The organism is Butyrivibrio sp. AE2032 (genome assembly GCF_000702965.1).
Genome location: NZ_JNLF01000003.1, coordinates 2,549,379 through 2,563,176, shown reverse-complemented (window position 1 = coordinate 2,563,176; position 13,798 = coordinate 2,549,379). Strand labels below are relative to the sequence as shown.

The window sequence follows — 13,798 nt, the reverse complement described above, 5'->3', positions numbered from 1 at the left end:
TTTTTTCATCTCCTGACCCGGTCATTTGACCGGCACACATTTTTTCACGTAATCCCACTAATAACATAATATCATGGCAAACGTACCTAAATTATTAAAAAATTATTATCCGTGTGCTGCAAAAAAACGCTGTACAGGTTACATAAGTAGCCTATACAGCGGTCTTTATAGATTTATTGTCCTGTCAGCCTCGTGGAAAATCATCGTGGATAAGGCCTCGTTCCTGAGGTTCATCATCCCAGTCTTCTATGGAGCTTTGAAGCACCTTCGCATACTTTGGATCTGTCAGGATAGCACGGAAAAGCCCGTGGCAGCCCTCAGACACATCACGCCAGGTAGCATCGAAGTTTCCGGTATACCAGGGATCAGCCACGTCTCCGTCCCTATCTGTGAAATCCAGCATCTTGAAGATCTTCCCCTTAGGGTCTCCTCCGTAGATGTGGTTCATATTGCGAATATTGGCGCTGTCCATTCCGATAATGAAATCGTATTTAGCATAATCAGATCTGGTGGTGAGCTTAGCTCTTTTCTCACTAACTCCCAGCTCATTATCATCTGTTCCAATCCCATGTTCCCTCAGCTTCGCCCTTGCAGGGGGATACACCGGACTCCCCATTCCATTCCAGATCTCATCTGTGTGTGTTGCACCAGACTCAATGTGGAAGCTGTCATATAGCCCCTGTTTATTCACTATGTCCTTCATCACAAACTCTGCCATTGTGGAACGGCATATATTGCCGTGGCAGACGAATAAAATTCTTATCATTGCTCTAAAGCCCTCTATTTCTGCGGTTTCCCGCATTTTGTGTTTTTGTTATTTTGTGGCTTACACCGCATAAGATGGCATATCTTGGTGTAAATTAGTCGGCAAAAAGGGTAAAAAACAGGGTAAATTCCAAAAGCTTACCCTCACTGTTTGTGCACATCATTCTCCATTTTCATTATCATTTTCATACTCGATATCTATAATGTTCTCTATAAGCCCAACAACAGCATCATTAAGTTGCATCGCATTTTGACTTGTGATGACGGGCTTACCGGTTTCTGCCTCAATATTCTTTCTGGCATCTCCAGCAATCTGTCCGCCTCTTTTTGCTATCGTTTTGTTTTCATCAAGTCCCTGCGGATTATGTACTTTAGTTAGCTCAGTAGTAGTTGCTTCTGCCAACATATTTAATGCAAGCTCAAGAGTACTCATGTTATCTCTTAGGTTTTCTTTTTTGAGCCCCTTAAGATTCTTGTACTGTCTTGTTGACATGCCTGACCAGGCTCTGGTAACTTCATCTGTCAAGATAGCAAACTCTTTTCCCTGCTTAACACCATGACCTTTCCACTGATCCGTTAGCTCTTTTCTTGCACGAATTGTCTGAAGTCTTTGATTAATCCAGTCTGCGTCATATCCAAGTCTTGCATATGTTTCCAAAGCGCGATCTATCGTAAGCTCAGGGTCTATCGTCTCCTCTATCCTTTCACGACCAACCTGTGCAAGCCACATCTTAAATGGTTCAGCCTTCTTGGAAGGAATTGACTGGATAATTCTTAGAAGTTGTTCAGTATTTGCTACATCAGTAAATCGCTTTCTCCCATCTTTAGCAGTCATTTTCAAAGCGTGACAATTTGTCACGGTTTCATTTCCTTCTTCTTTCAGTCTTTGCTTTAGTTTCCTCCAATATGTAGTCGGATCCTTACTTTCAGTTAAAACACCCGCCACATCAACTATTGAGAAATACCACTCTTCTTCGTCCTCTACCCAAGCCGTTCTAATAGGCTGATTTTCGAATAATTGTACCTTATCTTCCATCATCGTTTTTCCCCTTTTCCCCACTCCTATTGCTATCACCTGCAAGTTTTTCCATCTCGATTTTATACGCCATCAATCTCAAAAGATAATCTGGCATTTTTCTATTTCCCAATTCCCAATCCTGCAGTGTACGATACGGAATTTCAAAATACGCACAAAACTCTTTTCTCGACATTCCAGTACTGTTTCTTAATTCTATCAAATAATCTCTGCTATCCATGCAAGTCACCCCGTTCATTCAATGCATTTATACTCATTGCGTATTATCAGTATATGCATACGCGATGCGTGTTGTCAATAAAAAATGTCGATCAACTATACAGTCAACCGACATTTTTATTATTGTTGTTTACCCGATTACCCTAACGACAAGTTGCAATTCATTGCTCCGTACAACTCAGTATTTATCAGGCATTTGCACAGATTCTTCCCATCTCTTATTTGGCATCATCGATAGAAAAATGTGTATAGGTATTAAGCGTTACACCTATGTCTGAATGTCCCATAATATATTGCAGTGTCTTCGGATTCATCCCTGACTTAGCCATGTTGCTACAAAATGAATGGCGGCAAACATGAGGCGTAATCTTACCGACGTGTGATTTCCATATCACGTTGTAAAATCATGAGGAAATCAATTTGTTTTTCTTAAACCACTGCGCGCTAAGAGTCAGACTTTTTATCGGATCATTGTCAATCCAGTTTTTATGAGTTTCCAATACAATTGCCTTTACTTTGGCAGCCTCCTGTACAGTCTCCAAAATACTGCCAAGGGCCATATTCCCTGTTCCTAGTTCGGCCGCATCTTCCTTGAGAATAGGCGTAATGAACGGTCCTTGTTTTCTGCAGCCTCTGTCATTTATATGCCACATTACCATTCTGTCTGACAGTTTTTTCACCAGGGCAGTAACATCTGCTCCTCCGTCTGCAAGCCAGTAGGTATCAAGTTCGAAGTTAACATATCCGGGGTCGGTGTTCGCGGCGATAAAGTCCAATGCAGTTTTTTCTTCTGAGACCTTCTGTAACTCGACATTGTGATTATGATAAAGAAGTTTTACTCCATAGGGTAAAAGAGCTTCTCCCGCCTTATTAAGCCTCTCAGCAAGTTTTTTTACCTCAGAAGCATTCCCGTAATCAAACCTGTACATACCGGTTATAACAACGGTATCTGTTCCAAAGCTCATGGCTTCTTTAGCAACAGCCTCAGGGTTTTCTTCAATGCTGTTCAGATAGCTGTGCAGGCTTATTACTTTCAGGCCGCTCTCTGAGATCAGCTTCTTCCAATCGAGTTTTCCGCCATTACCAGTGGGCATACCGGCAAATTTTGTAAGCAGCCTCACAATAAAAGGCGTTGGCTTGATCATGAAGTCATTTAGTTCAATGCCGTCATAGCCGGCACTCTTGATGCTCTGAAGTGTGCTGAGTGCACTCTCATAACTATTGCATCTGCTTCCGATCATTATCTGTTGCACACCCGTCAGTACTGTGTCTTTCATTATTTCAAATAGCCTCCAAGATGCTTCAAACTGGGCTTTGGTGCCCTGATCTGTGTTTTCCTGTCAACTGCGCAAAGACCAAATGTCAGCGCATAACCTTTCTGCCACTCAAAATTATCGATAAGTGACCAGTGGCAGTATCCGATGACAGGAATTCCATCATTTATACAGCTCTGAACACCCTCAATTGCCTTGTCGATAAACTCAACTCTCTGCTTATCATCTGCTGTTGCTATTCCATTTTCGGTAACCATGATCGGAACATTTGGCATCTCTCCATGTACACGTCTTATTACATGCTCAAGAGCCTCAGGATATACTTCATAATCCATCTGTGTCATGGGTGTTCCCTCCGGAACAGGCACTATTCCATCAGGGCCGTAAGTTGTTCTGGTATAGTTCTGAAGTCCAAAGAAATCATCATCCTTGATATAAGGAATGTAATGGCTAAACTCCTCATTCCAGTCGCTGTCTGCGCGCTCCTTGCCACCTTCTATGTACTGGCAGTCGTGCAGGGAAAGCGTAATACCAACCTGAATATCCGGATTAACAGCCTTGATTGCTTCCCTGGCTGCCTGATGCGCCTTTATAACTATCATATCGCCATTTGCATCTGTTGCAGAAACAAATGTATGCGGTTGAGGATCTCCGAATACTTTGGCATTCTCCATTGCTGCCAGCTTCATTTTCTCCATCGGGTCAGAGAGATTAAGTCCAACCTGAACCTGTCCCTCCATGGAGTCACCACTGCTTTTGGCTGCATTTGCCATTTTCGCCATCATCTGCTTCTTAAATCTCTCCATGAGAGCGCCTATCTGAAGTCTCATGTTGGCCTCATTTATGGTGCAGATATACTTTATCTCGCTTCCAAGCTGCTCTGTGACGAACCTTGCATAGTTGGCAAAAAGCTCTACAACCTGCTCATTGTCCCAGCCTCCCAGTTTTATAAGCCACACAGGTGATGTGAAATGCATGAGGGTAATAACCGGCTCAACACCATTGTCCCTGCAGCATTTGATCATCTTCCTGTAATGCTCGATCTCCTTTTCATCAAACTTGCCCTGCTCAGGCTCAATACGTGCCCATTCAACAGAGAATCTGTACGTGTTAAGGCCTGCATCCGCAAGCATCTTGATGTCTTCTTCGTATCTGTTATAGTGATCCACAGCATCCAGTGAAGGCTCAACAAACTGTGAATACTCCATATTCTCCATTACCCAGTAATCTGAATTTGTATTGTTTCCTTCAACCTGGTGGGCTGCAGTAGAAGCGCCCAGCATAAATCCGTTCTCGAACTTGTTCATTTTCCTATCCTCCATAATTTAAATCTCATAACTTCCGCTTGTCAGAATTCTCTTTTCCCCATCGGGGAGCTCTAACTCTGCTCCCATTCCTTCAGGAATTTCAAAACGGTAGGCAAAAGAATTCGAGCTCTCAATATATTTCCATTCAGAAACTATGCGGCCTTTCGGCGAATCATAGTAGCCCTTTGCAAACTTAAGTCTTTCATCCGGCAGAGGCTTTATCAGGACTTTGTCAAAATCGTATCTGATTCCCAAGACACCGGACAAAAGCCATCCGGAAACAGCTCCGTAGGAATAGTGATTCAGCGAATCATGTACAGTGTCGTCTTCCCTGATACCATCCCACGTCTCCCAGATAGTGGTAGCACCTTTCTCCACCGCATAGAGCCACGAAGGATAGCTTTTTTGCAACAGCAGTCTGTATGCAGTATCCACATAACCGTAATCTGCAAGCACGCTGCACAGGAAAGGTGTTGAAAGGAAGCCTGTATTAAGATGATAGTCATTTTTCACTACCAGCTCATTTAAGTCTTTAGCAGCTTCCACTGCCTCTTTTACAGGTAAAAGACAAAACGCAAGAGGCCTTACGTATTCGCACTGCCTGTCAGATCTTATATGCCCGTCTTTCAGAACCAGATATCTGTATGCCTCAGTCGCCTTTTCCGAGATCTCTTTGTACTTATCCGCATCGACGCCATTTCCAAGGAACTCTGATATTTTGGCGAGAATCCCAGATGAATATGCATAGTAAGCTGTTGCCACTTCAGGCTGGCCATCCTTGAATGCAGACATCATGGTCTTCATAACATCTGCCCCCGGCTCGCACCACTCACCGTAGTCCATTCCGGTATCGATGATGTATTTCCTGTAAGGGTTCTTTCCAAAGCGGTTCTTGAGCTTGCTCTTTCCTGCTCTTCTTCCGAGGAAATCCACCCACTTCTTCATCATTTCATAGTTGTCTCTAAGTATCTGCTCATCGCCATATATTCTGTACAGATTCCAGGGCACAAGAACCGCCGCATCGCCCCATCCGACAGAAGCCGAGAACATCTCTGCTATCTTGCCCGGATTTGAGTTCTTGGGACAGATATACGCCATCTTGCCATCTGAATGCTGCCCTATCCTCACGTTCGCAAGCCATTTCTCGTAAACTCCCCTGCAGTCCATAAGGTACGCACCGGTCCTCACAAAGACCGCCGCATCACCTGTCCAGCCGGCTCTCTCCCTTGTGGGACAATCAGTAGGAATGTCACAGAAGTTTGACTTCATAGACCATACACTGTTTTTAAAGAGCTTGTTTACTTCATCCACGCCACATTCAAACCTCGCGGTTTCCTTCATGTCCGAATAAACAGCAATGCTCTTTATTTGGATGTCAGACGGCAAAATATCACCCGTTATCTTTGCATATCTGAATCCAAACATCGAAAAATGAGGCTTAAACTCATTCCTGCCCGGCTTGCAGATATAGTTTATTTCCTGTTTTATTCCGCCTGATTTGTTCCTGTCTCCGGGTTGGAAATTACTGATCGTGAAGTTTCCGTTTTCATCCAGGGTTTCACCGTGAACGAGGCAGATCTTCTCACCGCCTTTGGCGTTTTCTACAACAAAAAACGTATAACCTGCAAGGTTCTGTCCGAAATCAAATACGCTCTCTCCGCTCGGAGTAGTGATGAGCCTTCCTTCAAACATTTCATGTTCCGTAACAAACGGCGATGTCTGGGCTATAAGATTCCCTTTGTCAAAAGACATCTCTCTTGCCTTATGCCACTCACCAAAGCCCGAACCGGCATCACAAGTTTCTCCCAGTTCAAGGTCCGTAAGCTTAATGGGCCCGTTTTCACAGGCATCCCAGCTGCAATCCGTGACAAGTATCGGATTCTCCATGTCTCCATCGCCTATTATCGCGCACAGAAATGAAATATCCTCTCCGTACAGATTTCTCACACCGTCAATCCCGTTGCATCCTCTGTACCAGCCATCACCAAGCGTTATAAATATCTCGTTTTCACCGGGCTTTAGCACTTCAGTGATCTCATACTCCTGATACTGAAGCCTTTTATCATACTCATCACATCCCGGTGTCAGTCGTGCATCCGTAATTTTCCGGCCATTTATCAATATTTCATACAAACCATGGGCCGTAGCATATATGCTAACTTTCCCCTCTTTATAAGAGAATGTAGTCCTTAAATAGCCTGCTCCCTTTCTCTTATCAGGTTCTGCCACGGTTTCAGGTGATATCCACTTTGCTTTTTCAAAAATCTTCGCCGCTTCCATCTAACACCTCTTGTGTTCTTTACTGCTTTTTAATATTCATAAGAGCATTTGAAAGTGCCTTAATCTCGTCAGATTCTATATCCATTCCGCCCTGTTGCAGGAGCTTCTTAAGGGGCTGGCGGGCAATCATCTGCTGCATTGCTTCTGAAATCTCTACGCCCTCTCCCATTCCGCCTGCTGTTCTTGATGTCATTGCTGCCATCATCCTGTCGAGAATTGCTTTTCCTTCAGGTATGGCCTGAATCTCTGCCATTGTACTTGAAAGGGAGAGATATCCCTCTTTTTCCTCAGGCTCATCTTTCTTGTCAAACCAGTTTCTGACCTTTTTATCCGGTGCAAAATATGTCGGATTGGGCTCGGAAACCTTTGTTATCTCCATCTCATCCGAAAGTTCTCCGCTCACAGCCTTTATGGTATGAACTCCGCTTATGGGAACATTAAACTTAAAGATGTGTTCTCCACTTGCGTTTCCTACTTCTACGCCGTCAACAAAGAGAGTTACGGACTTTTGGTTTGAATATACCTTAATCTCTGTGTTATCCTCGATGCGGTCGTGATATCTTTTTCCGCAAAGATGGATGAAAGGCTCATCTGACCACCATGCTTTATAAATGTAGTAGGCGTCTTTCTTCTGCTTTCTGTCAAAGGTGATGACACCCTTGTGGTTTTTGCCCGGATCTCCTGCCTCATCTCGTCCTGCTGCAGCAAATTCAAACATATTCCAAAGATATGTTCCCCAGATATATGGACGGGTGCTGAACATTTCAAGCATATGCTCGTGATAAACAGCCTGATAGCTCTCTGTATAATCGCCTTTTTCAGGTATTGGAGACTGAAGCGTAATTACTGAATCTGCGCCATACTCCGTAAGTCCTATTGCCACATCGGGATGCTGATTATGGAAATCGTCAAACCACTTGTCATTGTCCTCCATCTCGCCTACATACCAGCCATAGTAGAGGTTGTAGCCGCGAATATCAGGCAGTGTTACAAGAGGCGAGTCTGTCTCAAGAAGGAACAGATTTGCCATGGCAGAATATCTGATAGGATCCATCTCGTGGACAATATCATTTAATATCCTGTGGTTCTCCAAAAGATCTTCAGTAACACCCTGCAAAGAGATTTCATTTGAAAGTGCCCAGCACATTATCGATGCATGATTGTAATTCTGGCTTATCAGCTCTTTCATCTGAGATATGGTGTTCTCTCTTCCACTGTCCATATGTACAGTGATATATGGAATCTCAGCCCATACTACTATTCCCTTTTCATCACAAAGATCATAGAAGTACTGATCATGCTGATAATGTGCAAGCCTTATGGAATTGACACCCATGGAGAGGATGAGATCAATGTCCTCCTTGTGCATTTCTTTTGTCAGTGCATTGCCAACTCCTGCCCTGTCCTGATGTCGTGAAACGCCTCGAAGCGGATAGCTTTCTCCATTGAGGAAAAATCCTTTATGAGGATCAACATGAAACTCTCTTACTCCAAATCTGTCAAAAATTCTGTCACACTCTTTTGTTCCATCCAAAAGAGTTGCTGTTATGTTGTACAAGAACGGATCCTTGAGACCGTTCCATAAATGTGGCTCTTTTATCGTGATCTTACCACAGGCAACATATCCACAGGATGCATCCTCTGCCGGAACCACCTCAAACTCCTGCTCTGTTACAGCATCTATTGATATTCTTACGCGCTCTCCGCCGCTCGTGTATGCCTTTATTTCAATTTCAGCTTCATTTCCGTTTAGTCTTGGTGTGACGTACAGTCCTTTTCCACCATAATAGTCCATGTCAAAGTGCTTTTCATCCACAACCACAAGATAAACATCCCTGTAAATGCCACCATAGAAAGTGAAATCCGCTTTCTGTGGATACACCCTTGTATTGGGCTCGTTGGAAACAGAAACTACCATCTCATTTAAATCTGAAAGTGCCTCTGTAATGTCCGTCCTAAAGCAGGAATATCCGCCATCATGGCTCGCAACCTCACGGCCGTTTAAAACAACTTTTGCAGAGGAGTTAGCGCCTCGAAATTCCACAAACACCCGCTGTCCCTCTTCCATTACCGGTCTTTCAAATGTCTTTTTATAAAGGCAGGTTCCTCTGTAATACTGCTCAGGCCCCGTCTGTCCATCAACAGCATTCCAGGTATGAGGAAGAGTTATGCTTTTGCTCTTTCCCTCTTTTTCAAATATCCAGTTATCATTCCAAAGAATTGTTGTTCGCATGTTTCACCTCTCCAGTTTTTTACTGACCCATTGCAGCCTTTTTCTTCTCGCCGATACTCTTCTGGATCTCTTCCATCTTCTCGTATGTGAGCTCAGAATTCTTCATTGCCAGAAGTGTGCAGATCCATCCCACTATAGGGAATCCGATAAGAAGTATTACGGTCATAACTCTGACGCCGAAGGTAAGCGGATCACCCTGCTGAGGCGCTGTAGTTGTATATCCTATAAGTCCGATCATGAGTGTTGCGATAGTTGCACCAAAGGATGAAACTATTTTGTCAATAAAGCTGTAAGTAGCGGATACTGTCGCAGGCATGTATTTTCCTGAGCGATCCATCTCATAGTCAACAACATCCATTCTGAACGCGCTTGTTGATACAGAAACAACCATCTTCATTGCGTTATTTCCAAATGTAAAGAGTACATAAGTGATTGCCATGAGAACTGCTCCGCTTGATAAGTTGCCACCGAATACTGTTCCCACAAGAGTTGTAGGTGTGAATAAAAGATATACTGCAAATGCGATATTCAGTCCGATACAATTCTTGGTCCAGTCGATCATGACCTTTCTGCTACCCTGTTTGCCGGCAATCTTCGCACCTATGATCGCGAAAATAATGGATGGAAGCATTGCCACAGCAGAAAGAATTGATGAAATAGCCATTGATCCAAGCATGATTCCGTTAAGCATCGTGGATACTACCGCTGCAGAGCCTATTGTCTGAGCCAGCTTATCGGATGTTGCAGCCATGATGAATCTCTGAAGCTCTTTGTTTTCTATGATCAGAGCCAGCATATCCTTAAAGCTTGGCTTTTCATCGGTTTCGCCATCCTTTTTGATTCCTTCGAAATTCTCGGGAATGTCATATGGAGCAATTCCTATGCATGCCAGAATGTAGAAAAAGAGTGAAACAAGTATTACCACTACATTGTAAGTTGCGAAGTATTCTGTTCCCTGAATGTTATTAAATCTTGGGAGAATCACAGCCGATGCCACAACGCTCATGATCATCGGAACCAGATATGAATATGCTGTACTCCAGACACCGATTGTAGGACGCTGCTTAGGATCGTTGGTCAGAATGTTCATGTTGATCTGGCCGGCTATACTTACGAATGTATAACCAATGATATAGATCACATAACAGAGAACAAAGAATGCTATTCCTGCTGCGCCCGTAAGTGACAGCTTTGCCCCTATATTGCACATCAGCGTCGTAGCAATAGCCATAAGAAGCCATCCAAACATAATTGAAAATCTTACTTTTCCAAATCTGGAATTAAATCTTTCCAGGAAAAAAGCTATTACCGGGTCTGTAATTCCATCCAAAAGCCTTGATCCTGTGATAATAAGTCCTGTAACTGCAACAAGAATTCCAAAGTTGGAATTTCCAATATATGTTGCACCATTCATCAGCAGATAAAATGCCATCTGCCCTGCACCTGTCATCATCGCAAGCGCAATATGCCAGGTTTTAGCTCTTTTATAGGTTACCCCATTTTCTTCTCTTATCAGAGATTTGTCCTTACCCATTATTAACCCCTTTCAGTTGCATGATAATCTTTGAAAGCTTTCCTGTTATGGTCATGGTATCATTTAGTTTCACAATATGTTAGAATTATTTTATCCCGATTAGTATTATCTTATTGTTTTGAGGAATAAATATGGACCACACTCTTTTTTCAGCTCTTTTAAAAAACCTGCTCTCTGTGGATGTCACGGATGCAACAGACATGGACAGCTCTCTTTACGCCTTTGAAAAGAAATACTGCTTCAGCATAAAGATGCAGCCCATGTTTACAAGCAAGGCGCTTTACTATCTTCTGTCCTCCTCCAAAGAAAGCATGATCTATGAGCTCATAGACCAGCTCGGTATCTGCTTGTCCTTTTTTACGTTTGATAACAGGATTTATATAATCGGACCTTATGTAAAAGAGAAATATTCAGAGCTTAAGACAGAAACCGTACTTGCAAAAAACGATGAATCCTCATCCAAATCATTGGCGTTTAAGCTGTATTACACAGCATTTCCCATTGTGTATACCGAGCAGATCACCAGTGTTGTAAATAAATGCATAATCTCTTTTTCCCCTACGGAAAGTGAGTATTCATACAGAAGACTATCGGGATTTATTCAGGATGTATCTGAAGAAGATGATAAGACAGAACTGTCCGAGAAGAATTACAGTGAAATCTACAGGAGATATGATCAGGAAAAGCAGTTCCTTTCGATGATAAGAAACGGGGATACCAAAAACATCCTGTCCGCATTTGAAAAATTGTCCGGTCCGGAGGCTCTTTCCGATTTTTCCAAAGAGACTCTTAACTACTATGCCTCGGGCTATGGTCTGGCAATACTTAAAGCTCTTTCCAGAAAAGCTGCGGAAGAATCAGGTCTTTCAGTCATTACAATAGATGAGATAACCCAAAAATACACCCAGCTTTCATCAGCTACAAACAATGCAGAACTTCAGAAGCGCTATCAGATCGATATGATCGTTGAGCTGACAAAAGCTGTTCACAACCACAAGCTGTCTCTGGACAAGTATTCTCCCCCCATTCAGAGGGTAATGGAATACATCAATCTTCATCTGGGGGACCATATATCAAACGATGATCTGGCGGCAAATGCCAGTATGTCCATCTCTCACCTGTCTAAGGTGTTCAAAAAAGAAACCGGCGGGACCATGACGGAGTACATCGCACTTATGCGATGCAAAAAAGCTGCCGGACTCCTGAAAAAGACAGATCTTCCGGTCCAGGAGATCAGCAGCTACGTCGGATATTCTGACAACAATTACTTTGTGAAAGTATTTAAAAAAATATATGATCTGACGCCCTCAGAATATAGAAAAACGCGTATAGTAAGCCTATAATAGCTGTGCCACTTTATAAAAAATAGTATTATACGTTTATAAACTTCTTTGTACTGTCGCTAAGTTTGTTCGTAACCTGATTGTTATTATCCATGGCCTCTCCGATTTCTTGAATTTCTCCCACAATCTCCGTAGAGTTGGAAGCTGAAAGGCTGATGGCCTGTGTGGACTCTTCAACGGAATCGGTGATTGTAAGAATTGAGTCTGCCATGCTGTGCATTGTGTTATCAAGAGAGTCTGCCTTCTCAGTAAAGCCTTCAAGAATTTCATTCATTATCTCTGCTGTACTCTCGTATTTCTCTCCTGTCTCAACAAAGGCTTCATAATCGGCAATAACAGTATTGTTGATAAAATCTACAACCTCGATGGCATTATTCGAAAGCTCCTGAACAGCCTTTGTCACATTCTCACTTATAGTCTGAATATTTCCGGCTGTCTGTCTGCTGTTATCGGCAAGTGCACTGATCTCCTGCGCAACTACCGCAAAGCCCTTGCCGGCTTCACCTGCTCTTGCAGCCTCAATGCTGGCGTTAAGTGCAAGAAGGTTTGTCTGGGAAGCTATATCGAGGATAACCTTGGTAAGTTCTCCGATCTGATTAACCTGCTCACTTTCCTTTACTGACTCATCAAGGGTCTTGCTGAGCGCCTCAACTCTGGCACCTGTATTCTCCTTCTTCTGCATAGCCTCATTCTTAATGGTATCAGCTTCCTTCTGGATCTCGCCTGCACGCTCTTTTCCTGAAGCAACCTCATCGTTGATGCTCTCCACCGCATCTCTTACATCATTGAGCTGCTCCTTAATGTGAGAAGCTGTAGTTGACACATTGTCCATGCTGGCTGAAAGCTCCTCAAGCGCCGCTGATGTGTTGGTGATGTTGTCGTTAGCCAAAGCGATCTGTGAGGTCATCTTGTCTGCGGAATCTGTAAGAATGAGTGTTCCGCTCTTAACATCTTTCATTACGCCCTGCAGGGTTTCAATAAAATCATTTATGCCGTCTCTTATAAATACAAGCTCATTTCCGGTCTTAACATTTACTCTTGCTGTAAGGTCACCCTTTCCGGAGTTGATATCATTTATAATTTCCTGAACAGAGTCGGAAATCTTAACAATAACTTTGGTGATAAGAACAAATGAAACATAGAGGTTCAAAAGAAGGCACACGATAAACACAACCATTCCTGTTACATTCATGACAGTTATCTTACTTCTTGACTGTGCCATATAATTTACAACATTACCCTGAAGTGCCTCCACCGATGCATCAAGGGTTGTCATGCCTGCTTTGACACCTTCCATGTTAGTCATATAATCTCCGGTAAGTATCTCCGAGGCAACACGTCCATCGCCAGTTGTCATCATGATATTGAACACTTCATCAACGTTCGCAATAAGAGCATTTGCCGAAGCATCAAGCTGTGTCGTTGCGTTTGGATTGCCATACATAGTAAACTCATCGCCGATTTCTTTTACAAGAGTGGTCACTTCGCTCTCGTAGGATTTAAGCTCGCTTCCGATTCTCTCTTTATCAGCATCAGTGTAATATGACCATAGTCCCAGTGCGCTCTGGATCGTTCCGTCAATCCTGGCCAGATCTTCCTTAACTGTTCCCTCTTTATGAACCAGCTCGGTTACTCCGGCAATTATACCCTGAGCACTGTCAGACATGGATGATATTCCATCGTTAACAATGTAGCTTACTATGTTAAATACCAGCAACATCAGAATATTAAAGAACAAAATCTGAACCGGAATAGATTTGAAAAAACTGACCTTATTCTTCTTGTTTTCAGTTGTCCTTGACATAAC

General features: G+C 43.1%; 11 protein-coding genes. 1 reads left to right on the top strand and 10 read right to left on the bottom strand.

All coding sequences use genetic code 11. From position 1 onward, the window contains the following. Positions 1–184: 184 nt before the first annotated feature. The 9 genes from BO18_RS13130 to BO18_RS13095 form a co-directional block, all read right to left on the bottom strand. Positions 185–766 carry a low molecular weight protein-tyrosine-phosphatase gene (locus tag BO18_RS13130; protein WP_034446708.1) on the bottom strand — a complete coding sequence of 194 codons (582 nt, stop codon included), beginning with the start codon at positions 764–766 and terminating at the stop codon, positions 185–187. Positions 767–925: 159 nt separating this feature from the next. After that, positions 926–1,801 (bottom strand): BRO family protein, encoded by an 876-nt coding sequence (locus tag BO18_RS13125; RefSeq protein WP_034447351.1) that lies wholly within the window; start codon positions 1,799–1,801, stop codon positions 926–928. Continuing rightward, positions 1,791–2,021 carry a helix-turn-helix domain-containing protein gene (locus BO18_RS13120; protein ID WP_034446707.1) on the bottom strand — a complete coding sequence of 77 codons (231 nt, stop codon included), beginning with the start codon at positions 2,019–2,021 and terminating at the stop codon, positions 1,791–1,793. The genes BO18_RS13125 and BO18_RS13120 overlap by 11 nt, the downstream gene beginning before the upstream one ends. A gap of 217 nt (positions 2,022–2,238) precedes the next feature. Beyond that, on the bottom strand, positions 2,239–2,415 hold the full coding sequence (locus tag BO18_RS36000) for a tyrosine-type recombinase/integrase (protein WP_185752427.1): 177 nt from the start codon (positions 2,413–2,415) through the stop codon (positions 2,239–2,241). 9 nt (positions 2,416–2,424) lie between these two features. Continuing rightward, positions 2,425–3,297, bottom strand: a complete 873-nt coding sequence (locus tag BO18_RS13115) for a sugar phosphate isomerase/epimerase family protein (protein WP_034446705.1) — start codon at positions 3,295–3,297, stop codon at positions 2,425–2,427. After that, positions 3,297–4,601: a glycoside hydrolase family 1 protein gene (locus tag BO18_RS13110; protein WP_034446704.1), complete on the bottom strand. Its 1,305-nt coding sequence runs from the start codon at positions 4,599–4,601 to the stop codon at positions 3,297–3,299. Before BO18_RS13110 ends, BO18_RS13115 begins: the two co-directional genes overlap by 1 nt. An 18-nt stretch (positions 4,602–4,619) precedes the next feature. Further along, a complete protein-coding gene (locus tag BO18_RS13105) occupies positions 4,620–6,881 on the bottom strand; it encodes an alpha-L-rhamnosidase (RefSeq protein ID WP_034446703.1) in 2,262 nt (753 codons plus the stop codon). Between the two features lie 19 nt (positions 6,882–6,900). After that, positions 6,901–9,114, bottom strand: coding sequence for a glycoside hydrolase family 2 protein (locus BO18_RS13100; RefSeq protein ID WP_034446701.1), 2,214 nt, complete (start codon positions 9,112–9,114; stop codon positions 6,901–6,903). Between the two features lie 19 nt (positions 9,115–9,133). Next, the gene (locus BO18_RS13095; protein WP_034446699.1) at positions 9,134–10,648 is read right to left on the bottom strand and encodes an MFS transporter; all 1,515 of its coding nucleotides are present in this window, start codon (positions 10,646–10,648) and stop codon (positions 9,134–9,136) included. A gap of 131 nt (positions 10,649–10,779) precedes the next feature. Between BO18_RS13095 and BO18_RS13090 the strand changes: the two genes are divergently transcribed. Beyond that, positions 10,780–11,991: an AraC family transcriptional regulator gene (locus tag BO18_RS13090; RefSeq protein WP_034446697.1), complete on the top strand. Its 1,212-nt coding sequence runs from the start codon at positions 10,780–10,782 to the stop codon at positions 11,989–11,991. A gap of 28 nt (positions 11,992–12,019) precedes the next feature. Here BO18_RS13090 and BO18_RS13085 read toward each other — a convergent pair whose 3' ends face one another. Beyond that, positions 12,020–13,795 carry a methyl-accepting chemotaxis protein gene (locus tag BO18_RS13085; protein WP_034446696.1) on the bottom strand — a complete coding sequence of 592 codons (1,776 nt, stop codon included), beginning with the start codon at positions 13,793–13,795 and terminating at the stop codon, positions 12,020–12,022. Between the last annotated feature and the right edge of the window lie 3 nt (positions 13,796–13,798).

Excerpts from the sequence above, each read along its gene's own strand:
- BO18_RS13090 (WP_034446697.1), top strand. The coding sequence starts at position 10,780 with ATGGACCACACTCTTTTTTCAGCTCTTTTAAAAAACCTGCTCTCTGTG.
- BO18_RS13110 (WP_034446704.1), bottom strand. The coding sequence starts at position 4,601 with ATGAACAAGTTCGAGAACGGATTTATGCTGGGCGCTTCTACTGCAGCC.
- BO18_RS13105 (WP_034446703.1), bottom strand. The coding sequence starts at position 6,881 with ATGGAAGCGGCGAAGATTTTTGAAAAAGCAAAGTGGATATCACCTGAA.
- BO18_RS13130 (WP_034446708.1), bottom strand. The coding sequence starts at position 766 with ATGATAAGAATTTTATTCGTCTGCCACGGCAATATATGCCGTTCCACA.
- BO18_RS13115 (WP_034446705.1), bottom strand. The coding sequence starts at position 3,297 with ATGAAAGACACAGTACTGACGGGTGTGCAACAGATAATGATCGGAAGC.
- BO18_RS13085 (WP_034446696.1), bottom strand. The coding sequence starts at position 13,795 with ATGTCAAGGACAACTGAAAACAAGAAGAATAAGGTCAGTTTTTTCAAA.
- BO18_RS13125 (WP_034447351.1), bottom strand. The coding sequence starts at position 1,801 with ATGGAAGATAAGGTACAATTATTCGAAAATCAGCCTATTAGAACGGCT.
- BO18_RS13120 (WP_034446707.1), bottom strand. The coding sequence starts at position 2,021 with ATGGATAGCAGAGATTATTTGATAGAATTAAGAAACAGTACTGGAATG.
- BO18_RS13100 (WP_034446701.1), bottom strand. The coding sequence starts at position 9,114 with ATGCGAACAACAATTCTTTGGAATGATAACTGGATATTTGAAAAAGAG.
- BO18_RS13095 (WP_034446699.1), bottom strand. The coding sequence starts at position 10,648 with ATGGGTAAGGACAAATCTCTGATAAGAGAAGAAAATGGGGTAACCTAT.